Annotated in this window: 23 protein-coding genes and 1 tRNA gene; 19 read left to right on the forward strand and 5 right to left on the reverse strand. The window is 68.6% G+C overall.

The window, feature by feature from the left end; translation table 11 throughout:
- Positions 1-2 precede the first annotated feature (2 nt).
- The 3 genes from ACQ1RG_RS09230 to ACQ1RG_RS09240 form a co-directional block, all read right to left on the reverse strand.
- Positions 3-2,264 carry a response regulator transcription factor gene (locus tag ACQ1RG_RS09230; RefSeq protein WP_430600066.1) on the reverse strand — a complete coding sequence of 754 codons (2,262 nt, stop codon included), beginning with the start codon at positions 2,262-2,264 and terminating at the stop codon, positions 3-5.
- 290 nt (positions 2,265-2,554) lie between these two features.
- A complete protein-coding gene (locus tag ACQ1RG_RS09235) occupies positions 2,555-3,898 on the reverse strand; it encodes a serine hydrolase domain-containing protein (RefSeq protein ID WP_430600067.1) in 1,344 nt (447 codons plus the stop codon).
- A 41-nt stretch (positions 3,899-3,939) separates the two neighbouring features.
- Entirely contained in the window at positions 3,940-5,766 is a 1,827-nt protein-coding gene (locus ACQ1RG_RS09240; protein WP_430600068.1) for a biotin carboxylase, read from the reverse strand.
- Between the two features lie 13 nt (positions 5,767-5,779).
- Here ACQ1RG_RS09240 and ACQ1RG_RS09245 point away from each other — a divergent pair, with 13 nt between their 5' ends.
- The 4 genes from ACQ1RG_RS09245 to ACQ1RG_RS09260 all read left to right on the forward strand — a co-directional run bounded on the left by ACQ1RG_RS09245 (position 5,780) and on the right by ACQ1RG_RS09260 (position 8,680).
- The gene (locus ACQ1RG_RS09245) at positions 5,780-6,619 is read left to right on the forward strand and encodes a hypothetical protein (protein ID WP_430600069.1); all 840 of its coding nucleotides are present in this window, start codon (positions 5,780-5,782) and stop codon (positions 6,617-6,619) included.
- A 101-nt stretch (positions 6,620-6,720) separates the two neighbouring features.
- The gene (locus ACQ1RG_RS09250) at positions 6,721-7,170 is read left to right on the forward strand and encodes an FAS1-like dehydratase domain-containing protein (protein ID WP_009379114.1); all 450 of its coding nucleotides are present in this window, start codon (positions 6,721-6,723) and stop codon (positions 7,168-7,170) included.
- Positions 7,167-7,610 (forward strand): MaoC/PaaZ C-terminal domain-containing protein, encoded by a 444-nt coding sequence (locus ACQ1RG_RS09255; protein ID WP_009379115.1) that lies wholly within the window; start codon positions 7,167-7,169, stop codon positions 7,608-7,610. Before ACQ1RG_RS09250 ends, ACQ1RG_RS09255 begins: the two co-directional genes overlap by 4 nt.
- Entirely contained in the window at positions 7,607-8,680 is a 1,074-nt protein-coding gene (locus tag ACQ1RG_RS09260; protein ID WP_009379116.1) for a UDP-N-acetylmuramate dehydrogenase, read from the forward strand. Before ACQ1RG_RS09255 ends, ACQ1RG_RS09260 begins: the two co-directional genes overlap by 4 nt.
- Before the next feature lie 29 nt (positions 8,681-8,709).
- On the opposite strand, the gene ACQ1RG_RS09265 is transcribed toward ACQ1RG_RS09260, so the two are convergent.
- A complete protein-coding gene (locus ACQ1RG_RS09265; RefSeq protein ID WP_040342023.1) occupies positions 8,710-9,735 on the reverse strand; it encodes an adenosine deaminase in 1,026 nt (341 codons plus the stop codon).
- 48 nt (positions 9,736-9,783) lie between these two features.
- Here ACQ1RG_RS09265 and ACQ1RG_RS09270 point away from each other — a divergent pair, with 48 nt between their 5' ends.
- From ACQ1RG_RS09270 to ACQ1RG_RS09340, 15 genes are all read left to right on the forward strand, one after another.
- Complete coding sequence (locus tag ACQ1RG_RS09270) at positions 9,784-11,367, forward strand: metallophosphoesterase family protein (protein WP_009379119.1); 1,584 nt, start codon at positions 9,784-9,786, stop codon at positions 11,365-11,367.
- Positions 11,368-11,474: 107 nt separating this feature from the next.
- A tRNA-Trp gene (locus ACQ1RG_RS09275) sits at positions 11,475-11,547 on the forward strand.
- A 101-nt stretch (positions 11,548-11,648) separates the two neighbouring features.
- Positions 11,649-11,927, forward strand: a complete 279-nt coding sequence (secE, locus tag ACQ1RG_RS09280; RefSeq protein ID WP_009379120.1) for a preprotein translocase subunit SecE — start codon at positions 11,649-11,651, stop codon at positions 11,925-11,927.
- Between the two features lie 90 nt (positions 11,928-12,017).
- Positions 12,018-12,815, forward strand: coding sequence for a transcription termination/antitermination protein NusG (gene nusG, locus ACQ1RG_RS09285; protein WP_009379122.1), 798 nt, complete (start codon positions 12,018-12,020; stop codon positions 12,813-12,815).
- 214 nt (positions 12,816-13,029) lie between these two features.
- Entirely contained in the window at positions 13,030-13,467 is a 438-nt protein-coding gene (gene rplK / locus ACQ1RG_RS09290; protein WP_009379129.1) for a 50S ribosomal protein L11, read from the forward strand.
- Positions 13,468-13,531: 64 nt separating this feature from the next.
- Positions 13,532-14,227: a 50S ribosomal protein L1 gene (rplA, locus tag ACQ1RG_RS09295; RefSeq protein WP_009379130.1), complete on the forward strand. Its 696-nt coding sequence runs from the start codon at positions 13,532-13,534 to the stop codon at positions 14,225-14,227.
- Between the two features lie 199 nt (positions 14,228-14,426).
- Entirely contained in the window at positions 14,427-15,698 is a 1,272-nt protein-coding gene (locus ACQ1RG_RS09300; RefSeq protein WP_430600070.1) for a GAF domain-containing protein, read from the forward strand.
- 100 nt (positions 15,699-15,798) lie between these two features.
- Positions 15,799-17,322, forward strand: a complete 1,524-nt coding sequence (gene exaC / locus ACQ1RG_RS09305) for an acetaldehyde dehydrogenase ExaC (protein ID WP_063249184.1) — start codon at positions 15,799-15,801, stop codon at positions 17,320-17,322.
- A 188-nt stretch (positions 17,323-17,510) separates the two neighbouring features.
- A complete protein-coding gene (adhP, locus tag ACQ1RG_RS09310) occupies positions 17,511-18,530 on the forward strand; it encodes an alcohol dehydrogenase AdhP (protein ID WP_040342060.1) in 1,020 nt (339 codons plus the stop codon).
- A 131-nt stretch (positions 18,531-18,661) separates the two neighbouring features.
- Complete coding sequence (locus tag ACQ1RG_RS09315) at positions 18,662-19,531, forward strand: alpha/beta fold hydrolase (protein WP_040342028.1); 870 nt, start codon at positions 18,662-18,664, stop codon at positions 19,529-19,531.
- Positions 19,532-19,829: 298 nt separating this feature from the next.
- Positions 19,830-20,363 carry a 50S ribosomal protein L10 gene (gene rplJ, locus ACQ1RG_RS09320; protein ID WP_009379140.1) on the forward strand — a complete coding sequence of 178 codons (534 nt, stop codon included), beginning with the start codon at positions 19,830-19,832 and terminating at the stop codon, positions 20,361-20,363.
- A gap of 57 nt (positions 20,364-20,420) precedes the next feature.
- The gene (rplL, locus tag ACQ1RG_RS09325) at positions 20,421-20,807 is read left to right on the forward strand and encodes a 50S ribosomal protein L7/L12 (protein ID WP_009379144.1); all 387 of its coding nucleotides are present in this window, start codon (positions 20,421-20,423) and stop codon (positions 20,805-20,807) included.
- A 159-nt stretch (positions 20,808-20,966) separates the two neighbouring features.
- Positions 20,967-22,214, forward strand: coding sequence for a hypothetical protein (locus ACQ1RG_RS09330; RefSeq protein WP_009379146.1), 1,248 nt, complete (start codon positions 20,967-20,969; stop codon positions 22,212-22,214).
- Positions 22,211-23,026, forward strand: coding sequence for a hypothetical protein (locus ACQ1RG_RS09335; protein ID WP_009379148.1), 816 nt, complete (start codon positions 22,211-22,213; stop codon positions 23,024-23,026). The genes ACQ1RG_RS09330 and ACQ1RG_RS09335 overlap by 4 nt, the downstream gene beginning before the upstream one ends.
- Entirely contained in the window at positions 23,023-24,168 is a 1,146-nt protein-coding gene (locus ACQ1RG_RS09340) for a hypothetical protein (RefSeq protein ID WP_009379150.1), read from the forward strand. Before ACQ1RG_RS09335 ends, ACQ1RG_RS09340 begins: the two co-directional genes overlap by 4 nt.
- 124 nt (positions 24,169-24,292) lie before the next feature.
- Here the strand turns inward: ACQ1RG_RS09340 and ACQ1RG_RS09345 are convergent, their stop codons facing one another.
- Positions 24,293-25,192: an MBL fold metallo-hydrolase gene (locus ACQ1RG_RS09345; RefSeq protein ID WP_009379152.1), complete on the reverse strand. Its 900-nt coding sequence runs from the start codon at positions 25,190-25,192 to the stop codon at positions 24,293-24,295.
- Positions 25,193-25,267 lie beyond the last annotated feature (75 nt).

The following is a 25,267-nucleotide window of genomic DNA, read 5'->3' on the forward strand; positions in this document are numbered from 1 at the left end:
CTCTACGAGAAGTAGCCGTTGCGGTACCCGTACTCGACCGCGTCCCGGCGGTTGCGGACCCCGAGCTTGCGGTAGATCGCGGAGAGACGGTTCTTCACCGTGCCCTCGGCGAGGGAGAGATCGGCGGCGATGCGCGCGAGCGGCGTGGCCTTCTCGAGCCGGTAGAGCAGATCGAGCTCATGGGAGTCGAGCAGACGGTTCTCCACCCTGGCCTCCGACATCGTCACCGGCAGATCGAGGAGACGCGCCCGCAGCTGGGCTCCGGTGACCGGGGACATCGCGAACGTGTCCGCGATCCACTCCCACTGCGGGAAGTCGACGGTCATCTCGACGAAGTACGACCGGAGGTCGCTCGGCAGCAGCGCGAAGGGCAGGACCGAACCGGAGACGACGCAGTAGTCGAGGGCGTTGCGCACGTCGGCCAGTGCCGCCGCCTCGCGGCCGCGGCGGACGAGGGCCGCGGCACGCAGTGCCAGGGCCGCGCCCTTCTCCCGCGGGTCGGTGCCGGTGATGAGCACCTGGGAGGTGAAGGAGTCGACGACGTCGTGCTGGCCGAGGGCGAAGGCGACACGGGCGCGGGAGAGACCGTGTTCCCGGTCGAGTCGGGACGCCTTCGACGCGAGCGCCTGCGCCTCCCGCAGCGCTCCGGTCGCCACGGAGAGCATCGTCGTCAACGAGAACGTCGACCCCATCACCTGCGGTTCATGACCGGCCATCGGGGACTCCGGGGCCAGCGCGTGCTCCTTGAGATAGAGTTCCGCATTGCCCGAGTACATCGCGTGCAGGGCCTCGCCGTAGCGGAAGACGCCGGATCCGCGATGGGCGGGGGAGAGGGTGCGCGCGAGCGCGATCGCCGCGGCGGAGGCGACGAGGTCGAGCTGGTCGAGGGCTCGGTGCAGGCGCGGGGTGTTGGCGATGTAGTCCGTCTGCAGGGTGTGGAATTCGAAGCGGGCCCGCAGCTCGTCGTAACGGGAGAGCACCTGCTCGCTCTTCGGGCCGAAACCCGCAGCGATGTAGCCGACGGCCGCCACCGCGAGTGACGGGAGCAGAGGGAAGGGCTCGAAGGGGAGGATCGATTCGGCGATGACGACGGCGCGTTCGACGAGGTGCAGGCCTCGGCGGACGTCCCCGGTGCGAGCGAGATCGAGGCCGCGCTCCATGAGGAGACGGGCATCGTAGAGGCGCGAGAGCGAGCCCGAGCCGGACTGCCGGGCGAAGATGAGCTCCATGCCCGCCTCGGCGGCGGCCACTGCGCCGTCGAGATCGCCATGCTGCCGGCGGTCGCGCATGGTCCGCAGGGTCATCACCGCCACCTCGTCGGCGGTGAAGTCACCGTCGTCGAGGCGCGCCCTCTCCTGCTCGAGAGTGGGGACGTCGAGGCGGTCGAAGGTGACGAGCGGAAGGACCTCACGCGGGTCGGTCGATCCTGTGCGGTTGCTGATGTTCGCGATCTCTCGGGCCGCGCTCTGCGCTTCGGCGAGGACGAGCGACCCGCGGACGACGGAGGCGGGGACGGAGAGGATCGTGTGGACGGCGGCGACGAACTCCGGGTAGAAGACGTTGAAGCCCCGCTCCGACCACACCTCGGTGAGCAGAGACCACGCCCCGAGATCGCCGATGAGAGCGAGCAGCGCATCGGGACGCACCGTGCCGACGTCGAGCAGGGAGCGGTGGGACTCCTCGAGCTCGAGTCCGAGCGCCTGCCTCGGCGAGATCCGGCCCTCCGGGGGATTCGGACCGATCCTGCGGGCCACGGCACGGATGAGGCCCGGCATGACATAGCTGCCCGCGTGCTTCGGGCAGAGGCTGAGCACCCCGGTGAAGACGAGTTGGGAGGTGAGCTCGTCGGCGCTCGGGACGGCGTCGTCGGGTGCCTCGCCGATGCGGGGGATCGCGCGATGGGCGAGCGCGATGAGGGGCGCCTCGATGGTCTCGACCTGCGCGACGAGGAGGAACAGGCGCACGGCGGGGGAGTCCCAGTCGAGGGAGGCCGCATCGAGGGAGAACGGGGCGAGCAGGGTGCTGTAGTCCTCGGCGGCGACGGCGTCGAGCGCGACCCGTGCGCGCTGGGCGCCGCTGACGACGGTGCGGGCGAGGCTGATATGACCGGCGGTGAGGTCGAAGAGCGTGCGGACGGTCTCCTCCGACAGCGTCCCAGCGGTCAGCCCGGCCGAGAACTCGGCGAGATCGTCGATCCGCTCACCGAGGATCGCGTCGAAGGGGCCGGGCTCGGGGGAGGAGTGCGTCGGGGGATGGGGGATCACCTGTGTGCCTTCGGTCGTGCGTGAGGCGAACCTCGGCGGAGGCGCCGCGGCTCACTGGCGCAGCTGGGGAACGCTGCAGCTCCTGGGTCGGAGCACTTTCCAAGGCTACATTCAGCCGGGGCGCGAATCTGCGCGGGAAGCGCCGGGATGACCCGTCGGTAACCTTCGATGACGTCGATGTGACTTCGGGGTCGCAATTGTCCGGCAGGAATCCCTGCCGCCGGGCGGCCGGGTCCGCCGCGGCGGATGAGTGGTCCGCAGCCCCCGGGGCACGAGGGCTGCGGCTGACCTCACCGCGCGGCGGGAGCGTCGACGTCGGGGCGGGCCACGGTCTTCGCGAGGGCGTCGAAGGCCCGGATCGTCGGGAAGAGCTTCCGCGCGTCCTGCGGCAGCCCCCAGCTGGAGAGCTTGACGCCGACGAAGGAGGCTCCGGGGTTGATGTAGATCATCTGCCCGTGGATGCCGAGCGCGAGGAAGGCGTGCGAGTCCGGGTACGGGAACCAGAACTGGTTGCGGTACATCCCGCCGGGCATCCGGTTGTCGCCGGGGCTGTCGGCGAATGCCTGCCTCGTGTCCTCGCTGCCGGTGAGCGTGTCGCCGATCCACGAGGTGGGGACGACCTGTTCGCCGGTGAGCGAGACGCCGCGATTCGAGTAGAGGTAGCCGAAGCGTGCGAGATCGCGCAGGGTGGCATTGATGCCGCCGTCGAACATTCCGACGCCGAACTGGTCGGTGGCGATGAGGGCGTCGCGTTCGGCACCGATGCGCGACCACAGCACCCGCGACATGAGCGTCTGCATGCTCTCACCGGCGACCTTCTCGCACACCCAGCCGAGCACGTCGGTCTCGCACGAGCGGTACTCGAACGGTCCGCCGTGCGGGGCCTTCTGCTCAAGCGTGCGCAGGTAGGCGTACATGCCCACCGCCTCGGGGGAGGGCTCCTCCTCCGACCAGCCGATGGCCCGCTCGATCTGCCGGACCTCGGACTCCGGGTCGAGGTAGTTCTCGGAGAACCGGATGCCCGAGCGCATGTCGAGGATGTCGCGCACCGTCGCTCCTGCATACCCGGACTCTGCGAGCTCGGGGACGTAATCGGTGACGAGTCGGCTCGTCTCGATCTCCCCGGCGCCGACGAGGACCCCGGCGACCGTGCCCACCAGCGACTTGCTCACCGACATGAGGAGATGCTCGGTCTCCGGCCGCATCGCGCCGAAGTACTCCTCGGTGAGCACGGTTCCCTGGTGGAGGACCATCCACGCGTCCGTGTCGCTGGACTCGATGACGCTGCGGACGCTGCGGGTCGCGGAGTACTCCGTCTCCGGGATCTCGATCCCGCCGAGATCCCGGAGGTCGACGGGGAACTGCGCGACCGGGCCGTCTCCACGGGAGATCGGCGTCGTCGGCAGCACCTCGTCGACGTGCTGGAACGACCAGCGCACATGCTCGGCGTCCTGCCAGTTGTCCTTGTCGACGCCCTCACCGGAGTCGACCGGGGTCGGCTCGGCGTGCGGGGCGAGCGACTCAGCGGGGTCGGTCGGGGCGACGACCGCCTCCGCGGAGGGACCGGCAGGAGCCGACCCTTCCGCCGCGAGGGCAGGGTCGGGCAGGGTCGGATCCGAAGACGCTTCGGTCACACTTCACCTCTCGATCTGTGCAGGGGTTGAGGACGAGACTATCAGTCGCCCTTCGCCCCCGGTCCGCCGATCGTCGGCGCGGGATCCTCCGCGGCGACGGGAACTCCGGCGTACATCGCACGGATCGAGTCGATGAAGTGCTTGGCACGGATGCTCAGGGACTTCTTGCCGTCGGCATCGACCTGGAGCGGGTTCTTCGTCACGAGGACACCGAGGTCGGCGCCCTTCCACCGGTACTCGCCGGCTCCGTAGATGCGGAGGAAGAAGACCTCGCTGCCGTTCTGCAGAGGATGCCAGTCGAGTGCTGCCCGCTTGTACGTCAGCGTCCCGTACTGGTCGAGGAAGTACTGTCCGGTCAGCGGCGAGTGCGTGATGTACTCGGTGATCGGCGCGGTCTCCTTGATGACCATCTGGCTCCACTCGTCGGCTCCGGAGAGCTCCTCCCACCGTTCGTTGATCTCGTCGACGTCGAGGTCGAACTCGACGTCGAGGTACTCGAGGAGGTGGAAGAGGAAGAGCGGAACGTCGGCGTAGGCTCCCGCGGTGACGTTGGTGATCGCCGAGGCGCCGGAGATCCGGGGGTTGAGCTCGCCGAGGTAGACGTCGTTGGTGTCGAGATCGACGAGGACGTCGACCTCGAAGAACCCGCGGTAGCCGCGCTTGCGCAGGCCTTCGCCCATCCGGCGGACGAGCTCGCGGGCCCGCCCGCGCTGATCGGCGGTGAGGACATCGGGCGTCATCTCGTTGCCGCACCAGCCGCCCTTGTAGGGGGTGAGCTCGGGGAATCCGGCGAGCTCGGTGAGGAACGGGCCGACGACGACGCCGCTGCTCGTGATCACGGCCTCGACCGCCACAGGCGTGTTGTTGATCCGCTTCATCACCTTGAGCTGCTCGCCGATGATGTCGTCCCGGTGCTTGTCCCATTCTTCCTCGGAGGAAATGAAGAACGTCGTCTTGCCCGAGTCGCCGTAGGGGGTCTGTACGACGAGGTCGGTGCCGAGACCGGCCTCCGTCGACGCCTTCGTCAGCTCCTTATACGTGTCAGCCGTCGTGAGGACGTTGGGCACCGAGTAGGCACCGGCTTCGTTGCCGAGCTTCGTCGTCTCGATCTTCGAATCCAGCTGGTTGCGCAGCTTCGCCGAGGGGAGGATGAGGTCGTAGCCGAGCTCCCTGCAGATCCGTTCGGTCTCCTCGTCGAAGAAGACCATGGCGACCTTCGGGCGCTCGCCGTGGGGGACGTTGCGGGTCATGTGCGCGCGGACCTCGGCGTTGAGCAGGAGCCAGTTGTTGATCGCCTCCCCTGATTCGAACTCGACGAACGGCTTGTAGCGGGGCGAGAACACGCGCGGGTGTCCCCCGTCCCAGCCGTCGTAGTACGTGATGTAGGAGAAGTTGCGGACCCAGCGGTCGAGACCGAGGAGGTTGAACGGGGTGGCGCCGATGAAGTAGATCGGCGTCTGGTTCGTACGGAAGAAGTGGCGGACCTCGGAGATGTTGCGCAGCGGGCGGCGCAGCTGGGCGCGGTCGGCCTCCTTTCCGGCGTAGGCGGCGTCGGTGCCGACGTGGACCTCGGCCTCGGCGGGGTCGGTGAGTCCGGGCTCGACGGGAGCGAGGGGCTCGACCGGCGCTGCAGCGGGTGCGGTCACCGGGGCTGCGGGTGCCGCGGCCGGGGCGGCCACCGATGCGGCGGCCACTCCGGCGGCTGGTGCCGGCGCGGGTGCGATGGGGGTGCCGGGAGCCGGCGGAAGGGCCGGTTCGACCGGGGCGGCCGGTGCGGGTGCCGCAGCGGCCGGGGGAGCTGCGGCTGCCGGTGCTGCGGCGGCGGGTGCCGCAGCGGTGGCGGGGTCGGTCGCTGCCGCAGCGGGCACGGCGACTCCGTCCTTGACCGCCCGTCGCTTGGCCTCCGGAGCGGCGGGCGCGGTCGACTTCGCCGCCGGAGCCTTCGCAGCCGTCGACCTCTCAGCTGCAGACTTCGTCGCGGCAGTCTTCTTCGCCGTTGGAGCCTTCTTCGTCGAGGGAGCCTTGGCAGCCGTGGACTTCGTCGTAGTCGATTTCGTCGTCGTCGACTTCTTCGCCGCGGGCGTCTTCGCTGCCGAGGACTTCGCCGTGGAGGACGTGCTCGCGGCGGACTTCGTCGCCGCGCCCGTGGTCGGCTTCGCCGCCTTGCTCGCGCCCGTGGTCGGCTTCGCCGCCGTGCTCGCGGCAGCCGGCGTCGTCGACGACGACTTCGCCGGTGAGGACGAGTTCGTCTTCGCCGCGCCGCTCCAGCCGCCGGACGTGCTCGTGCTCGCCGGTGAACTCTTCGCCGTCGAGGCGCTCTTCGCGGACCCCGACTTCGCCGTCGAGGACGTCTTCTTCGCCGTCGGACTCACCTTCGTCGTCGCCGTCTTCGTCGTGGGCTTCTTCGCAGCGGCCGATGTCGCCGTCGTCGTCTTCGCCGCAGGCTTCTTCGTCGCTGACGTCTTCGCAGCCGATGCGGGCGACTTCGCGGAGGTCGAGCCTCCGGACTCCTTGTTGCCGCGGGGGGCGGCGGACGATGAGCTCGAGGGGTGGTTCGTCATTGCAGTGCTCCTTAGGGAAACGCCCGACGCCGGGGTTTCGTCGGCTCTGCCGAGGCTTCGGGTGACGCCTACAGCAGATGTGATGGGGACAACTTATCTCAGTTTTCGACGCCTGAGGTCGATGGTGCACCAATTGAGTGAATGGGAAGCGAAATCGTGACCACGGGAGAGGGTGCCTTGACCGAAGTCGCCGATTCCGCGTGCCCGGGTCGGTGAAGTTAGGCTGGGGCGAGTACCGACCTTTGTCGAAAGAGAGCAGACATGCCGGTGAATGCCGACAAGCAGGGAACCTCGTACACCCTGCCGCGTCCCTATGACGTCTCCCGTGAGGCGATCGCCGAGTTCGCCCGCGCGACGAACGCGACGGCCGACTACCACTTCGACCCCGCCGCCGCTGAGGCCCTGGGGTACAGGGACGTCATCGCCCCGACGACGTTCGCCGTGATCGTCGCGCAGCGCAGTGAGGCCGCCTACATCTCCGACCCCGACTCCGGCATCGACTTCTCGAAGGTCGTCCACGGCTCGGAGCAGTTCAGCTTCGCCCGCTCGATCGTCGCCGGCGACAGCCTGCGTGCGACGACCCACGTCGACGGCGTCCGTGCAGCCGGCGACAACGCCATGATCACCACCCGCACCGAGATCACCGACGCCGCCGACCAGCCGGTGGTCACGGTGACCTCGACCATCGTCGTGAGAGGAGACGGAGAATGAGCCTCGTCGACCTGTCCCAGCTGAAAATCGGCGACGTCGTCGTCGAGACCGAGATCCCGCTCTCACGCGCCTCGCTCATCGACTACGCCGCCGCGTCGGGCGACCACAACCCCATCCACTGGTCGGAGCGCTTCGCGCAGGAGGTCGGCCTTGAGGGCGTCATCGCCCACGGCATGCTCTCGATGGCCGTCGTCGTCTCCCCGATCGCCGAATGGCTCGGCGACCCGGGGGCCATCGTCGACTACCGCACCCGGTTCTCCGCCCCCGTCCTCGTCCCCGACGCAGAGTCGGGTCCGCCGTCGACGCCGACCACTGCGCTCACCCTCACGGCGAAGGTCGGCGCCGTCGACCCGGCCGTCGGCACCCTGCGCATCGACGCCACCGTCACCGCCGGCGGCACCGACGTGCTCAGCCGCACTCAGATCCGGGTCGGACGGTGAACCTCTCCGAGCTCACGACGTTCCACCTCGGCGGGCCCGCCCCGGACCTCACGGTCGCAGGCTCCCGGGAGGAGCTGCTCGCGTTCGCCGCTGACAATGCCCTCGACCCGAGCGCACCCCGGATGCCCGGCATCCTCCTCGTCGGCGGCGGATCGAATCTCCTCATCGCCGATGCGGGCTTCGCCGGTCCCGTCGGCGTCGTCGCGACGAAGGGCGTTGAGACCACGGAGCTCTCCGACACCCATGCCCAGGTGACCGCCGAGGCGGGGGAGGACTGGGACGACTTCGTCGCCGGCACGCTCGCGCAGGGTCTCACCGGGCTCGAGGCCCTCTCCGGGATCCCCGGATCGGTCGGGGCCACCCCGATCCAGAACGTCGGGGCCTACGGGACCGAGGTCGCCGAGCTCATCACCTCCGTCGAGGTCTACGACCGCGTCGCCGGGCAGATCCGTTCGCTGAGCGCCGCAGAGCTCGAGTTCGGATACCGCACATCACTGCTCAAACGCGCCCAGCAGGCCGCGGGCACCCCCGCCCACATCGTCCTCTCGGTGACGTTCACGCTCCAGCGCGGACCGGGATCTCTGCCGGTGCGCTACGCCCAGCTCGCCTCGGCGCTCGGGGTCGGGATCGGCGAGACCGTGCCCGCCGCAGACGTCCGCGACGCCGTGCTCGCGTTGCGCCGGTCGAAGGGGATGGTGCTCGACCCGGACGACCATGACACGTGGTCGGCAGGGTCGTTCTTCACCAACCCGATTGTCGACGCGGAGGCCGCGCTGCCCGCGGAGGCTCCGCGCTTCCCGGTCACCGATCCCCTCAGCGGGGCACCGATCCCCGGGCTTACGAAGACCTCGGCCGCCTGGCTCATCGAGCGCGCCGGGTTCGACAGGGGCTTCGCCCTGCCGGGCGCTCGTGCGAGCCTGTCGACGAAGCACACGCTGGCTCTGACCAACCGCGGCGGGGCGACGACCGCCGACGTCCTCGACCTCGCCCGAACCGTCGTCGCCGGAGTCGAGGAGCGGTTCGGGATCGTCCTCGAGCCCGAACCCACCTTCGTCGGCGCGAGCCTGTAGGCCTGGGCCCGGGGCCGGAACCCGGCCCCTCAGGCCGTCGTCCGGTCCTCCAGCCACGCGTCGATGTCGGCTCCGGCGGCCTCGCGCACGGTTACGGGGGCGGCCGAGATCGCGAACGAGTCACGGGCCAGGCCGGCGAGGTCGGCCGGCGTGAGGCCCAGCTGCTGAGCGAACCGGTACTGGTCGACCAGTCGGGTGTGGAAGATGAGCGGATCGTCGGCGCCGAGGGCGACCTTCGCACCCGCATCGAGAAGCGTCCGCAGCGGCACCTCATCGATGTCGGGGTAGACGCCGAGGGAGACGTTCGACCCCGGACACACCTCGAAGCCGACACCTGCCTCGACGATCTCGCCCAGCAGCTGCGGATCCTCACCGGCCCGGATCCCATGCCCGAGGCGGTCGGGGGAGAGGTCGCGGACGACCGAGCGGATGTGCTCGGGACCGAGCAGCTCCCCGCCGTGCGGGACCGAGAGCAGCCCGGCGCGGCGGGCGATGTCGAAGGCCCGGGCGAACTCCGCGGTCTCACCTCGGCGCTCGTCGTTGGACAGTCCGAAGCCGATGACCGTGCCCGGACCCTCACCGGCGTGGTGGGCGGCGAGACGGGCGAGCATCCGCGCATCGAGGGGGTGCCGCGTGCGGGAGGCGGCGACGATGATCGCCATCCCGAAATCGTCGTCGCTGGCCTTCGCCGCCTCGTCGAGGATGATCTCCAGGGCCGGGGTGATGCCGCCGACGAACGGGGCATACGAGGTCGGGTCGACCTGGAGCTCGAGCCAGCGGGACCCCTCGGCCCGGTCGGCTGCCGCCGCCTCACGGACGAGCCGGCGCATGATGTCCTCCCCGCGGACGACGCCGCGGGCCATGTCGTAGAGGCGTTGGAAGCGGAACCAGCCGCGCTCGTCGGGGCTCAGTCCCGTGACCTTGTCGGCGAAGAGCTGATCGGACAGGCTCACGCCCGCCTCGGCGGCGAGGTCCTGCAGGGTGTCGGCCGACATCGAACCGGTGAAGTGCAGGTGCAGGTGTGCCTTGGGCAGGGACACGAGAGGGTCCGTCATCTGCCCAAGGATAGTCCGACGACCAGGGCGCATCCCTAGAATGGGTCCGTGTCGTCACCCCGTCTCCTCCTCCTGCTCCTCGTCCTCACCGTCGTCACCCTGCCCTGGGCGCTCTTCACCGCCCGTGCCGATCTGAGCTTCGGCCCCCATGAGGCGCAGTACCGCGTCACCGCCGATTCGCGGCTCACCCTCGACTTCGGGCCGCTGGGCACCCTCCTCGTCCCTGCCGGGGACTATCTGCCGCTCGGACTGGGGGTGAGGGTCGACATCGGGGAGATCCCCGTCTCCGGTGCCGCCGAGGACACGACCTCGGCCTCCGGCGGTGCCGCCGACAGCGGTGGAGGGACGATCGACGCCCTCGGCGGGGACATCGCCTCCTATGCCTCGCTCTTCTCCGCCCCGCAGGTCCAGATCGACCTCATCGTCCAAGGCCTGACCCGGGAGATCCTCATCCGCTGGGCGCTCGCGGTGTGTCTGCTCTCGGGAGCCGTCGTCGGCGGCATCCACCTGCTCGGACCGGCACGGATCGCCGCGCTGCGGCAGGGACTGGCGAGCCGGGAGCTCACGGCGATCGGTGCGGTCGTCGTCCTGCTCCTCTCCGGGGTGAGCGCGATCGCGCTCACCCGTCCGGAACCGCTGCGGCCGGACCCGGCGTTCGCGGGAACCCCGCTGGCCGGATCGCAGGTGACCGGCCGCCTCGGCGGGATCATCGACCAGGCGTTCACCGCGGTCAGGGACTTCTCCGAGGACAACGACGCCTTCTACGACGCCGTCCTAGCCGGCCTTCGCGGAGCGTGGAGCGAACGCCCCCTCAGCGGCGACTGGACCTCGCAGGGCATGGTGCCCCCGCCGGCAGGGAAGGCCGGCGTCTCGACCTTCGTGCTCAGCTCCGACGTCCACTGCAACATCGGCATGGCTCGCGTCGTCGGTGCGGTCACCCGGCTGAGCGGGGCCGACGCACTCATCGACGCCGGCGATGTGACGATGACGGGGACCTCGGCCGAGAACTACTGCATCGACGTCCTCGGGAACGAACTGCCCGAGGGACTGCCGCGGATGTTCGTCAAGGGCAACCACGACTCGCAGGAGACCGCCCGCCATGCCCGGCGCAGCGGGTGGACGGTCCTCGATGACTCCACGGCGGAGCTCGCGGGCGTGCGCTTCTTCGGCGGTCCCGATCCTCGCCGGACGGTGTTCGGCTCCGGACCCCAGCTCGAGACCGAGCTCACCGCCGACGAATACGCGGCCCGGCTGCGCGACGAGGCGTGCACGGCGGACTTCGACGTCATGCTCGTCCACGACCCCAGGATCGTCCAACCGGCCCTCGACTCCGGGTGCGCGGACTACGCCCTGAGCGGACACTGGCACCGCACCGTCGGACCCGAGGCCTTTGGTCGGGGAGTGCGATACGTGAGTTCGACGACAGGCGGAGCGCTCGCGAACGCGCTCACCCCGGGTCCCTTGAAGATGGATGCCACGGTGAGCATCATCCGCGTCGACAACCGGACGAAGAGACCCATCGACCTCCAGATCATCACTGTCTCCCCAGGTGAGGAGGTCAGCATCGGTCCGTGGGTGCGTTTCCCCGAGCCGCAGCCTCTCGTCGCCGACCCCGTCGAACCGAGTGAGTAGGGGGCCACGGCACACGCGGACCGTGCTCGGTTCGACGGATCGCGGTGGGAGACGGTATGCTCGTTTCTCGTGGTTGGACACCCCCTCAGCTGGGGGAGTCGAACCGAAGGGGTGTGGCGCAATTGGTAGCGCAACGGTCTCCAAAACCGTAGGTTGCAGGTTCGAGTCCTGTCACCCCTGCGCAGTCGAAGCCTGCCGCGGCGATCACCGCCGGACAGAGCGCAGACTGACTGGCTGAGGCAGTTGAGCAGTCCCAAAGGATTCCGACCGAGTGAGGATGTGTGAGCGACACACCGGCAAAGAAGACAGGAAACGCGTCTGAGAACGCCTCCCGTCGCAAGCAGCTCGGATTCTTCGGACGGATCATCCAGTTCCTCCGCGAAGTCGTGGCGGAGCTGAAGAAGGTCGTCACCCCGACCCGCAAGCAGCTGGTCAACTACACACTCGTCGTGCTGGGGTTCATCCTCGTCATGATGGTCATCGTCACGGTCCTCGACCTCGTGTTCGGCAAGCTCGTCGGATTCGTCTTCGGCGGAACTCCGCTCTGGCCACTGTGGTGAGTCGCCCCGTGCGGCGATAACCTGGATACAAACAGCACATCCTTCGGACACGCAAGCCGTCCGACTACACGCGAAGCGAGGAATTGATCGGTGTCGGATACCAGTTCACCCGAACAGGACGCCCCTGAGACTGAGGTCGACGCGCCTGAGACCGAGACGGTCGAGGAGTCGACGACCGAGGCGACCGCCGACGTCGACGCGACCGCTGCCGATGAGGCACCGGCTGAGGACTCCGCCGCTGACGATTCCGCCGAGTCCGGCGACGACGTCGACCCTGCCGAGGAGTTCAAGGCCGAGCTGCGGATGCAGGAGGGCGACTGGTACGTCATCCACTCCTACGCCGGCTACGAGAACCGCGTGAAGCAGAACCTCGAGAACCGCGCCGTGAGCCTCAACCTCGAGGACTTCATCTTCGAGTCGCAGGTCCCCATGGAGGACGTCGTCGAGATCAAGAACGGTCAGCGCAAGCAGGTCCGCCGTGTGCGCGTGCCCGGCTACGTGCTCGTCCGGATGGAGCTCACCGACGAGTCGTGGGGCGCCGTGCGCCACACCCCGGGTGTGACCGGCTTCGTCGGCAACGCCTACGACCCGGTCCCGCTCTCGATCGACGAGGTCTTCACGATGCTCGCTCCCGTCTTCGAGGAGCGCCAGGCCGAAGCCGCTGCCGCTGAGGGCGTGGCCGCCGAGGCTGCGGCGAAGTCCGCCCCCATCACCGAGGTGGAGTTCGAGGTCGGCGAATCCGTCCTCGTCAAGGAGGGCTCGTTCGAAGGCCACCCCGCCACGATCCAGGAGATCCGCCCGGACTCCCAGAAGCTCACCGTGCTGCTGTCGATCTTCGAGCGAGACGTTCCCGTCGAGCTCGGCTTCGACCAGGTCTCGAAGCTCTGACCCGACCAGCGCACACCATCGCAGGGGCCCGGTTCCGACCGGGCCCCTGACGCGTTCTTCCACCCTGTGTTCCCGCTCACGACCATTTGCCCGAAGCCGGGCGAGCGTGGAATGATGGTGTGGTTTGATTGTCGGCCCTGTATCGGCAGGCCGGCATCGGATGATGCGCCGCGTTCTCTCGGCGCATGGACACTCTCAAGATTAAGGACCGCACATGCCTCCCAAGAAAAAGGTAGCCGGCCTCGTCAAGCTCCAGATTCAGGCAGGTGCCGCCAACCCGGCGCCTCCGATCGGTCCGGCGCTTGCCCAGCACGGCGTCAACATCATGGAATTCACGAAGGCGTACAACGCTGCGACTGAATCCCAGCGCGGGAACATCGTTCCCGTCGAGATCACGGTCTACGAAGACCGTTCGTTCACCTTCGTCCTCAAGACCCCGCCGGCCGCGGAACTCATCAAGAAGGCCGCCGGCGTGAAGTCGGGTTCGGCGACCCCGCACACCGTCAAGGTCGCGCACCTCAGCGCCGACCAGGTCCGCGAGATCTCCACGACGAAGATGCCCGATCTCAACGCCAACGACCTCGACATGGCCGATCGCATCATCGCGGGCACCGCTCGTTCGATGGGCATCACCACCGACATCGAGGTCTGAGACCAGACATCCCACTGTGGCAGGGCGGACGCAGCCCCGACCACGACTGCAAGGAGAGAAGCAGATGGCAAAGCGCTCGAAGGCCTACCAGGCCGCGGCTGAGAAGATCGCCGCAGATGTGAAGTACGAACCGGCTCAGGCGATCGACCTGGCCAAGGAGACCTCGGTGGCGAAGTACGACGCCACCGTCGAGGTCGCCCTCCGCCTCGGGGTCGACCCCCGCAAGGCGGACCAGATGGTGCGCGGCACCGTCAACCTCCCGCACGGCACCGGCAAGACCGCCCGGGTCCTGGTGTTCGCCGCTGGCGACCGTGCAGAGGCAGCCCGCGAAGCAGGTGCCGACTACGTCGGTTCCGATGACCTGCTGGAGAAGGTGGCCGACGGCTTCACCGACTTCGACGCAGCGGTTGCGACCCCCGACATGATGGGCAAGGTCGGACGTCTGGGCAAGGTGCTCGGTCCCCGCGGCCTCATGCCGAACCCGAAGACCGGCACGGTGACCATGGACGTCGCCAAGGCCGTGTCCGACATCAAGGGCGGAAAGATCGAATTCCGCGTCGACAAGCACTCGAACCTCCACTTCATCATCGGCAAGGCCTCGTTCTCCGAGCAGGCCCTGCAGGAGAACTTCGATGCTGCGATCGAGGAGATCCTCCGCCTCAAGCCGTCCTCCTCGAAGGGCCGCTACATCACGAAGGCGACGATCACGACCTCGAACGGTCCCGGCATCCCGGTCGACGCAGCCGCGCTGCGCGCCTGATTCCGACCGTGGAGTGATCCGCGCCTGAAGGGCGGGAAGTGAGTCTCTCACTTCCCGCCCTTCGTCGCATCTGCGCCTCTTCGCCTCCCACGGGTCCTCACGTGCGCCGGTGACCTTGCTCACGTTCGTCGCAGCCGATAGATTGGGATGACCCCAGTGACCTGCATGACGACCGCCGACGGAGGTGGAGCGGACTGCGATGAGCACGCCACCGCTGCTGCACGACGACTATCAGCTCATCGTGCGTCGGGCCCACAGCGACCTCGCCGCACCCAACCCTGAGCGGCGCGGCGTCCCCGGGGTGCGATCGACGGTCCTCGAGTCCTGGACCCGTTCCCTCGATCGACTCCGCGACCCGTCCGGCGTCCGTGCCCGGCTGGCCTATGAGGACGCTCAGCTCGCCGAGGTGCGCCGCCGTCATCCCTTCCACTCGATCATGCCGCTGCTGCGCTCCCACCTCATCGAACCGGCCACCGGCGCGGGCCTCCTCGTCGCCCTCGGCGATGAGCAGGGATGTCTGCTCTGGGTCGAAGGGGAGCGGTCTGTGCGCGAGCGTGCAGAGTCGATGGGCTTCGTCCCCGGCTCCGACTGGTCCGAGGATGCGATGGGCACCTCGGCACCGGGTCTCGCCCTCCAGTCGCGGTCGGCCGTCCAGATCAGCCAGGCCGAGCACTTCGCCAGCGACGTCCACGCGTGGAGCTGCAGCGCGGTGCCCGTCACCCATCCCGGCACCGGCGAGCTCATCGGCATCATCGACGTCACCGGGGGAGACGATGCCGTGTCCTCGATCGTCCTGCCCCTGCTCGGGTCGACCGCTCAGGCCGCCGCCGCAGGCCTCTCCCGGCTCTACCGCGCCGATGCCGCCGAGGCGGGGGACCGGGACTCCGCCGCCCGCGTTTGCCTCGCGGTCAGCGGTTCGGCTCCCGCCCTGACCGGGCCCGACGGCGCGCGCATCGAACTCTCGAAGCGCCACGCCGAACTCCTCCTCCTGCTCCACCGCAGCCCTGCCGGGCTGACCAATGCCGAACTCGCCGATCGGCTCTGGCCGACCGGAGGCAGCGACGTCACCGTGCGCGCGGAGATCGCGCGCCTGCGCAAGACGATCTCCGCCCTCAGCGACCTCGAGGTGGCCGGACGGCCCTACCGCCTGGTCGGCGATCTCGACAGCGACGTCGACACCGCCCATCGGGCCCTGGGCCAGGGCGACGTCGAGACCGCACTCGAGGCCTACCGCGGCCGGGTGCTTCCCGACTCCGACGCCCCCGGGGTGCGGGAGATCAGCGGCGAGCTCGAGGCGCTGCTGCGCGAGACCCTGCTCCAGGACGGGACCTGGCAGCAGCTGTGGCGCTTCGCCAGGCTGCCGGAGAACCAGTCCGACACCGAGGTGCTCATGGCCGTCCTCCGGCTCGCCCCGCCCGACGCCCCCGAGCGCACCGCCGCACTCGTCCGTCTCGAGGCGCTCGGCAGCTGAGGTCCCGCCTCGGCGATGCAACGCTCATGCAACGTTGCCCTCTGTAGCGTGATCGTCAATCGGGGATCACTCCCGAGGACATCGCAGCAAAGGAGTTGCCATGACGGTATACGCACGGCCGGGCGAAGACGGCTCTCTCGTCACCTTCAAGCCCCGCTACGAGAACTACATCGGCGGGGAGTGGGTGCCGCCGACGAACGGAAACTACTTCGACAATCCCACGCCCGTGACCGGCCAGCCCTTCACCGAGGTGCCCGCCAGCACTGCCGAGGACATCGAACTCGCCCTCGACGCCGCCCACGCCGCGGCCCCCGCATGGGGGAAGACCTCGCCGACGGAGCGGGCGAACATCCTCCTCCAGGTCGCCGACCGCATGGCGGAGAACCTCGAGATGCTCGCGGTCGCCGAGACCTGGGACAACGGCAAGGCCGTCCGCGAGACCCTCAACGCCGACCTGCCGCTGGCCGTCGACCATTTCCGGTACTTCGCCGCGGCGATCCGCACCCAGGAGGGCGGGCTCTCCCAGCTCGACGAGCAGACCGTGGCGTATCACTTCCATGAGCCGCTCGGCGTCGTCGGACAGATCATCCCCTGGAACTTCCCGATCCTCATGGCCGTGTGGAAGCTCGCTCCGGCCCTCGCCGCCGGCAATGCGGTCGTCCTCAAGCCCGCCGAGCAGACCCCGGCCTCGATCCTCGTCCTCATGGAGCTCGTCGGCGATCTGTTGCCGCCCGGCGTCGTCAACGTCGTCAACGGCTTCGGGCTTGAGGCGGGCAAACCGTTGGCCTCGAACAAGCGCATCCGCAAGATCGCGTTCACCGGTGAGACCACGACGGGCCGGCTCATCATGCAGTACGCCTCGCAGAACATCATCCCGGTCACCCTCGAGCTCGGCGGCAAGAGCCCGAACATATTCTTCGATGATGTCATGGCCAAGGACGACGCCTATTGGAACAAGGCGCAGGAGGGCTTCACAATGTTCGCCCTCAACCAGGGCGAAGTCTGCACGTGCCCGTCGAGGGCGCTCATCCAGGAGGGCATCGCCGCGGACTTCCTCGAATCCGTCGTCGCCCGCACTGAGAAGATCGTCCAGGGCAACCCGCTCGACACCGACACGATGATGGGTGCGCAGGCCTCGAACGATCAGCTCGAGAAGATCGTCTCCTACCTCGACATCGGCAAGCAGGAGGGCGCCGAGGTCCTCATCGGCGGCGAACGGGCCGAACTCGACGGGGACCTCTCCGGCGGCTACTACGTGCAGCCGACCATCTTCAAGGGCGACAACGGGATGCGCATCTTCCAGGAGGAGATCTTCGGCCCCGTCGTCTCGGTGACGACGTTCACCGACTACGACGACGCGATGCGCATCGCCAACGACACCCTCTACGGCCTCGGCGCCGGTGTGTGGAGCAGGGACGGCAACACCGCGTACCACGCCGGCCGTGACATCCAGGCCGGTCGCGTGTGGGTGAACAACTACCACGCGTATCCCGCGCACGCGGCGTTCGGCGGCTACAAGGCCTCGGGCATCGGACGCGAGAACCACAAGATGATGCTCGACCACTACCAGCAGACGAAGAACCTCCTCGTCAGCTACTCCGACGAGGCCCTCGGCTTCTTCTGAGCCGACCTCCCGCCGGTCCTGCGCGCCGGACCCCTGCGCGCAGGACCGTCACGGCCGACCGCCTCGGCGGTCCTCCGCATTCCCCTCCACCCAGTGCATCCGCCCCATCGCAGCCACCCCCACCTCGGCGAACGCCGCCCCTCCAAGCGAAACCCCGGAACCACCCCATCACAACGAAGGAGTCGATGATGTCGGCAATGAAAGCAGCAGTCGTAGAAGGATTCGGCGAGGACCTCGTCGTCGGGGACAACCCGATTCCGGAGCCGGGTCCGGGTCAGGCCCTGGTCAAGCTCATCGCCTCGGGCGTGTGCCATACCGACCTCCACGCCGCCCACGGGGACTGGCCCGTCAAGCCGAAGGTGCCCCTCATCCCCGGCCACGAAGGCGTCGGCATCGTCGAGAAGGTCGGCGAAGGGGTCACCGAGGTCGAGGTCGGCCAGATGGTCGGCAACGCCTGGCTGTGGGCGGCCTGCGGAGTCTGCGAGCACTGTCGGCAGGGCTGGGAGACGCTCTGCGAATCCCAGGTCAACGGCGGCTACGGCGTCGACGGGTCGTTCGGGGAGTACATGCTCGTCGACGAGAAGTTCGCCGCCGTCATCCCCGACGGCGCCGACCCCTATGAGATCGCCCCCGTCCTCTGCGCCGGAGTGACCGTCTACAAGGGACTCAAACGCACCGAGGTCAAACCCGGACAGTGGGTCGTCATCTCCGGCATCGGCGGGCTCGGGCACATCGCCGTCCAGTACGCGGTGGCCATGGGCATGCGGGTCGTCGCCGTCGACGTCGCCGACGACAAGCTCGCCCTGGCGAAGAAGCACGGGGCGGAGATCACCGTCAACGCCTTCGCCGAGGACCCGGCCGAGGTCATCCAGGAGAAGATCGGCGGCAGCCACGGCGTGCTCGTCACCGCCGTCCACCCGACAGCGTTCGGGCAGGCGATCGGCATGACCCGCCGAGGCGGCACGATCGTCTTCAACGGCCTGCCCCCGGGCGACTTCCCGGCCCCGATCTTCGACATCGTCCTCAAGGGCCTGACGATCCGCGGATCGATCGTCGGCACCCGCCAGGACATGGTCGAGGCCCTCGAGTTCTACGCAGCCGGCAAGATCCACCCGACCTACTCCAAGCGCCCCCTCGAGGACATCAACGCCGTCTTCGATGAGATGCTCCACGCGAAGATCGACGGTCGCGTCGTCATCGAGTTCTGACCCGCCGAGGCGGTGCCCGCTTCCGCCCACACCGACCGAGGACCGTGCCGTCGTCCGCTGCGAACGCCGGCACGGTCCTCCCATGTGTGTCAGGGAAGGGTCATGTCAGGGCGGCATGCGACCATGACTCCATGTTCGAGTCATTCACCGCGGAGACCTTTGGGACCGGCGACGCTGAGATCTATGTCCGCCATGGTGGGGATGGCCCGGCCGTCGTCCTCCTCCACGGTCACCCGCGTACCGGGTCGACGTGGTACGCCGTTGCGCCGGCTCTTGTCAAAGCCGGCTTCACGGTGGTCGTTCCGGACCTCAGAGGCTATGGGCGATCGCGAGGACCGCGCCCGGCCTCGGATCACCGACCGCATTCCAAACGTGCCTCAGCTGGAGACATCGCGACGGTTATGACCGCCCTCGGCCACGAGCGTTTCAGCATCGTCGGTCACGACAGAGGCAGCTACGTGGGTCTGCGGCTCGCTCTCGACTGCCCCGAACGGACGCAGGCGGCCGTCCTGATCGACTGTGTGCCGATCAGTGAGCACCTGCGACGGGCGGATGCGAAGTTCGCCGCGCAATGGTGGCACTGGTTCTTCTTCGCACAGCCCAATGTGCCGGAGCGCGTGATCAACGCCGATCCGGATGCCTGGTATTCCGGCGACCCCGCTGTGATGGGGGAGGAGAACTTCGCGGAGTTCCGCCGAGCGACCCGCAATCCCGAGGTGGTCAGTGCAATGCTCGAGGACTATCGAGCGGGACTCACCGTTGATCGGGCTGACGAGGAAGCGGACAGAGCTGCCGGCAAACGCCTGCGGATGCCGGTGCAGATCCTCTGGTCGCGCCGCGACGACCTCGAAGACCTCTACGGCGATCCATTGGAGATCTGGCGCGAGTGGGCCGATTGCCTCGCGGGGCATTCGATCGATTCCGGTCACCACGTGGCTGAGGAGGCTCCCGGTGAGCTCGTCGAATCTCTCGTCCCCTTTCTGCGTTCGCATACCGCATGAGGACTTCGGCGGTGTGACCAGTGTCTCCGGGGTCGAACGGCTCCCGATTGGACTGAGCGCGGGGGGACTGGCTAAGCTGGAGACACCGAAGACCGTCGGTCTCTGTGGGAATGCATGAATCCGCCATCGGATCCCTGTGCCCGCAGACGAAGACTCCGCAAGGAGTGACCCTCGCAGGTGAGCCAGAGATCCTTCAGTGAGAACCCCGTTCTCATCCTCGAAGCGTTTCGCGCGTACCTGCGTGGAGCGCTTTTTTCGTTGTCGGGACGCAGACCGGCGCCTGTACGAAAGGAATACCATGGCGAGGCCAGACAAGGCAGCCGCAGTCGAGGAGCTCAAGCAGCAGTTTGAGAACTCCGACGCTGTATTGCTGACCGAGTACCGCGGTCTCACCGTCGCGCAGATGAAAGAGCTGCGCGTCTCTCTTGGTGAGAACGTCAGCTACGCCGTGGTAAAGAATACGCTGACCAAGATTGCAGCCAAGGAAGCCGGCGTGACCGGTCTCGATGAGCTCCTCAACGGGCCCACCGCGATCGCGTTCGTCAACGGCGAACCGCCTGAGGCTGCCAAGGCTCTGCGTAACTTTGCCAAGGCGAATTCTCAGCTCGTCGTCAAGGGTGGCTACTTCGACGGTGCCGCCCTCAGCGCTGAGAATGTCAACCAGCTCGCCGACCTCGAATCCCGCGAAGTGCTGCTTGCGAAGGCAGCCGGTGCCATGAAGGCAAGCCTCCACCAGGCGGCTTACCTCTTCACCGCTCCGCTGGTCAAGGCCGCGCGCACTGTCGATGCCCTCCGCGAGAAGCAGGACTCCGCTCCTGCCGAAGACGCCTGAGCATCACCCCATCAACCCGGTCACCGCAGGTGACCACCACAGGAAGGATTGGCCACCATGGCTAAGCTCACTGCAGACGAGCTCATCGAAGCTTTCAAGGAGCTCACGCTCATCGAGCTCTCCGACTTCGTCAAGAAGTTCGAAGAGGAATTCGACGTCGAGGCCGCTGCCCCGGCCGCTGTCGCCGTTGCCGCTCCGGCAGCCGGTGGCGGAGAAGCCGCCGCTGAAGAGAAGACCGAGTTCGACGTCATCCTCGAGTCGGCCGGCGACAAGAAGGTCCCCGTCATCAAGGAAGTCCGTGGACTCACCTCCCTCGGACTGAAGGAAGCCAAGGACCTCGTCGACGGCGCCCCCAAGGCCGTCCTCGAAGGCGCTTCGAAGGAAGACGCCGAGAAGGCCAAGGAGACCCTCGAGGCTGCCGGCGCGACCGTCACCCTCAAGTGATCACCTTCGCGGCAGCCTGACTGACCGCAGAGACACGAGCCCCGCAGCCGATCCGGCTGTGGGGCTCGTGTCGTCCCAGGGACCCGCCCGGGCGGCAGGTGGCAGATCCGCACCATGGCTGTGACAACAGGTGTGAGCGCCCACCGTAGAGTTGGAACCATGACGACGACCGACCGCCTGCTCGGACAGCTGCGGGACCGCATCAGAGGGGCCTGGGACACCGGCCCCCTCTGGGTCGACCCCACGCTCGCCCCCGGTCTCACCGACAGGCAGCGGAGCGCGGTCGAGACGGCGACCGAGAACGCCGCCCGATCCGGACTCCCCGTCTTCGTCGCCGTGACTCCGGAGATCTGGATCGGCTACCACGACCAGTGGGACGCGTTCACCGCCGACCTCGCCTTCGAGATGTTCGACCGGACGGGAGAGGACCAGGCTCTCGTGCTGTTCACCGAGGCCGAGACCTCCGCCCGCAGCCGGTCCTACCTCGTCGATGGGAACGGTCCGAGCGTGCCGCCGAACTCCCAGGTCCTGCAGCGCTCGTCAAGCGACGACTTCCTCCCCATCGAGCTCGCCGTCGACTACCACCTCCGCGTCCTCGTCGCCGCCGCGACAGGGGAACCGGCACCGCCGCTGCCCGACTTCGACCCGGTCGACGTCGGCGAGTCACGGGGGGACTACATCGAGGCGACCGGCCTCGACCTCGGCAACCCCGACGGCATCGTCTTCGGCGTCTCCACCCTCGCCGCCCTCGGGCTCACCGCGTGGGTGCTCACCCGGAAGACGCGGTACCGGTGGAAGTCGGAGCTGACGACCGAACCGGAGCTCGTCCGCCGTCACCGCCTCGTCCCCGAGGTCACGCGGGCGCTCGAGCCCTTCCCGGAGCCCACCTCCGCCGACGAGGAGGGCTGGGCGATCCGCGACCGCGGGCTGCGGGTGCAGCGGGCCATCGACGCGGTCACCGACGCCCACCCCGACTGGGCATCCTCTCCCGACCACTCCCACCGCCAGGCGATCTGGGCCCTCGTGCGCACCGACAGGGCGCTGCGGGCGATGAACCGCCTCGGCCGCCGAGCGGCATCGGCCGAGACCGCCGCGCCCGAGTTCTGCTACTTCTTCCCCGCGCATACGAAGCCCGTCGAGAGCATCGCGTGGAAGCAGTCGGGGACCGTGCTCACCATCGATGCCTGTCAGACGTGCATCGCCGACCTCGACGCCGGACACGACCCCGTCTGCCTCATGGTGCCGAAGGACCCGACTATCCTCACCTCCCGACCCGTGCCCTACTTCCGGCGCGACGACGCCTACGCGCTCTCCGGGTTCGGCAGCTTCACCCCGCTCGAGGACGCCATCCTCGACGACGGCGTGCCCGGTGCCGAACGCCCAGTCCGGACGGGGAGGCGGTCATGACACGCTCCGGTGCCTCCCGCACTGCCCTCCTCATCCGCCTCGCGATCTCCGCCGTCGTCTTCTCCGCGGTCACCGCCGGGGCGATCGTCTGGAGCGTCTCCCTCTTCGACGACGCGAAAGACGAGCGCATCGAGCGGGCGAACAGCGACGACATCCGCGTCGACTCGATCTACTCCGACCGCATCGAGTCCCGCTTCGACGCCGACTACGACCGGACCCGCTACCGCACGATCGCCGAGGACCTCGCCTCCGACCCGATCTACGTCGACGCGTACCAGGCGTGGGCGGTCACCGACCCCGAACTCGACACCCTGCGCGACGAACTCGACGGGTCCGAGGTCCCCGTCTACGTCGCGTTCATGACGCTGTCCGATCTCGACGACGCCGACGGTGAGGGGAAGCTCGTCGCCGCCCGCATCGCCCGGGAGCTGCCGGAGGAGAAGGCGACTGTGCTCGTCGTCGGCAGCACCAGTGAGGACGTCGCGGACAAGGGCATCGAACGAAGGATCGTCGACTACCCCCGGCCGGCCGCGGATTCCACCCCGCCCGGCAGGGCGCTGGACTGGGTGCGGGTGCTCAAGCAGACCGAGGTCGACGAACCCTACGCCGAGCTCGAGTACGTCGACGAGCGCAGCGATGAGCAGCGACCCGAGGAGCTCGCCTACCCTGCGGTGTCCGCGATCACCTCTGTCGGCTTCGGCCTCGTCCTCGGCGTGCCCGCCGCGATTCTCCTCGTGTGGGTCGTGCGCAGGGTCCGCAGTCGGAAGGGTGCGCCCGTGCGGTCGGGACCGACCGGAGGGAGGCGCCGATGACCGCGACCGGAGAGCAGATCGCCGAGGCGCTGGGGGCCGATCCGTTCTGGATCGACCCGGCCGTCGCCGACCGGCTCAACCCCGCCCTGATGGAGAAGGCGACGACGACGGTCGAGGGTCTCGACTTCCCCGTCTACGTCATCGCCGTCGACGCCCCGAGCGTTGATCGCGAGCTGCTCCAGCAGGTCAAGGTCGCCCACGGCGGCGAGGGGGCCTTCGTCATGATCAACGGCACCGACGGTCTCATCGCCGACCAGACGTTTGCGGACACGGACCAGAAGATCGAGGTCATGGACCAGTACACGAACGCCATGGGGGAGTGGAACGTCTCGACCCCGTCGACGACGAAGCTCAACATCCTCCTCGGCTACTACGCCGATCCGCAGGAGCGCACCGAGGCGCAGGCGGGCACGGGGCAGGAGGTGCCCGGCAGCGAAGTCGTCGTAGACAGCGGTTCGGGATCACTCGCCCCGCTCCTCCTCGGCGGCTCCATCCTCGTCCTCGCCCTCGTCATCGCCGGTGTCTGGCTGTTGCGCCGTCGCCGGCAGGGCGCGGCCTACCGACTGCCCTCGCGGCTCCTCGACCGCGTCGACACCCTCCAGCGCGACTCGCTGCGGGATTCGATCAGCGACGACACGACGGCATTGGCCGAGTCGATCGACCGCCTCCACACCGCGGACCTGCCCGCCGCCGATGCCGACCGCGTCGAGCGGGCCCTCGACGCCTACCAGATCGCCCGCCGCATCGTCGACGACACGAGCTCGTCGCGGATCGACCTCGCCGGGGCCATGGTCCTCATCCGCCAGGCGGGCAGGGAGATCGCCGAGGCGCAGCGCGGTGGCCGGAGGAGGCGCGGTCGCACGGGCAGCCTTCCGGAGAGCCTGTGCACGGTCAACCCGCTCCACGGTGAGGCGCAGTCGACCTCCCGGGTCGACGCCGACGGGCAGAGCATCCGCGTGCCCGTGTGCCGGATGTGCGCAGAGGACCTCGCCGCCGGGCGCGAACTGCAGTGGATCTTCGACGGCGACAGGCCCTACGTCGAGGCCCGGAGCATCTGGGCGCGCACACTTTTCGGTGCGATCGGCGGCGACCTCGTCACCGCGCTCCACCGCGAACGACCAGAGTTCGACCGCGAGGCCTGACCAGACCGGCTCCATCTGCTGAGAGTCACCGGCGTCCAGCGGCCGTGTCCAGGACGCTGAGTGTCGATTCTGGGCCGGCAGATCGACACTGAGCGTCCAAAAGTCGAGGCCCCGAGTGGCCGGCTCACTCCATCGGCAACGTCAGCTCCCGCGGGATCGTGCGGTCGCGGTCACCGGGCATGGCACGGGAGGGCAGGGTCACCTCGGCGTCGGGCCCGTGCTCATGCTCCTGCGCGTCCTCCCACACGTCCTCGCTGTCGGCACCGAAACCCCCGGTCGACAGGTCGGTGTCCGGTCTCTGCCCGGGCACGGACGCGAGCCGGAAGCCGTCGATGTCCTCGAGCTGTCGTTCGACGAACGCCCGATCGACAGGAACCCCGTGCCCGGGGACGAAGACCTCGGCCCCGGGGAGAGCGAGCAGCGCGTGGAGGCTCTCGACCCAATGGCTCAGGGACGCGTCGGCACCGGCCTGCGGGGCGGAGCCCTCCTCGACGAGGTCCCCGGTGAAGACGATCCCGGCCTCGGGGAGGCTGACGATGACATCGGCCGTGGAATGTCCGCCGAGCACCGAGAGTTCGACGGGGAAGTCGCCGAGGTCGACCACCGTGGGCTCCGCACCCGCCTCGGCGATGGGGGTGACCTCGACGAGGAGGTCGCCGGGATCCTCCGGCAGGCTCGCGGCGAAGTCCGCGGTGTCGGGATTGGTCCGCAGGGCGTCGAGGGAGATCCACGTGCTCGCGGCCTGATCGGCGGCGAAGGCGGGGGAGGCGAAGACGCGGTCGATGCCGGCGGCGACGAGGGCGGCGGCTCCGAGGTGGTGGTCCCAGTGGTCGTGGGTGATGACGAGATCGATGGGGGTGACGATCTCATTGGCAGCGCGGCTGAGCTCCTGTGCGCGCTCGACGAGGCGGGCGGCCGTGTCCGGCCCGGGACTCGAGTCGACGATGAGGGTGCGGTCGGCGCCGGTGATGATCCCGGAGTTGACGGCGGCCGGGTCGAACGTGAGCACGGTGATGGTCGTCATGGCCCCAGTGTACGGGCGGGCACCGGCCCGAATCCGGTCTCGACGGCCTCGCCGTCGTCTGCGGTTAGACTCGCT

The organism is Brevibacterium sp. K72, assembly GCF_050562175.1.
GTDB classification, from domain to species: Bacteria; Actinomycetota; Actinomycetes; order Actinomycetales; family Brevibacteriaceae; genus Brevibacterium; species Brevibacterium casei.

Coding starts and splice junctions, on each gene's coding strand:
- adhP (WP_040342060.1), top strand. CDS start 17,511: ATGTCGGCAATGAAAGCAGCAGTCGTAGAAGGATTCGGCGAGGACCTC.
- ACQ1RG_RS09255 (WP_009379115.1), top strand. CDS start 7,167: ATGAGCCTCGTCGACCTGTCCCAGCTGAAAATCGGCGACGTCGTCGTC.
- ACQ1RG_RS09340 (WP_009379150.1), top strand. CDS start 23,023: ATGACCGCGACCGGAGAGCAGATCGCCGAGGCGCTGGGGGCCGATCCG.
- rplK (WP_009379129.1), top strand. CDS start 13,030: ATGCCTCCCAAGAAAAAGGTAGCCGGCCTCGTCAAGCTCCAGATTCAG.
- ACQ1RG_RS09250 (WP_009379114.1), top strand. CDS start 6,721: ATGCCGGTGAATGCCGACAAGCAGGGAACCTCGTACACCCTGCCGCGT.
- rplA (WP_009379130.1), top strand. CDS start 13,532: ATGGCAAAGCGCTCGAAGGCCTACCAGGCCGCGGCTGAGAAGATCGCC.
- rplL (WP_009379144.1), top strand. CDS start 20,421: ATGGCTAAGCTCACTGCAGACGAGCTCATCGAAGCTTTCAAGGAGCTC.
- ACQ1RG_RS09265 (WP_040342023.1), bottom strand. CDS start 9,735: ATGACGGACCCTCTCGTGTCCCTGCCCAAGGCACACCTGCACCTGCAC.
- ACQ1RG_RS09330 (WP_009379146.1), top strand. CDS start 20,967: ATGACGACGACCGACCGCCTGCTCGGACAGCTGCGGGACCGCATCAGA.
- ACQ1RG_RS09300 (WP_430600070.1), top strand. CDS start 14,427: ATGAGCACGCCACCGCTGCTGCACGACGACTATCAGCTCATCGTGCGT.
- ACQ1RG_RS09335 (WP_009379148.1), top strand. CDS start 22,211: ATGACACGCTCCGGTGCCTCCCGCACTGCCCTCCTCATCCGCCTCGCG.
- ACQ1RG_RS09315 (WP_040342028.1), top strand. CDS start 18,662: ATGTTCGAGTCATTCACCGCGGAGACCTTTGGGACCGGCGACGCTGAG.
- rplJ (WP_009379140.1), top strand. CDS start 19,830: ATGGCGAGGCCAGACAAGGCAGCCGCAGTCGAGGAGCTCAAGCAGCAG.
- ACQ1RG_RS09345 (WP_009379152.1), bottom strand. CDS start 25,192: ATGACGACCATCACCGTGCTCACGTTCGACCCGGCCGCCGTCAACTCC.
- exaC (WP_063249184.1), top strand. CDS start 15,799: ATGACGGTATACGCACGGCCGGGCGAAGACGGCTCTCTCGTCACCTTC.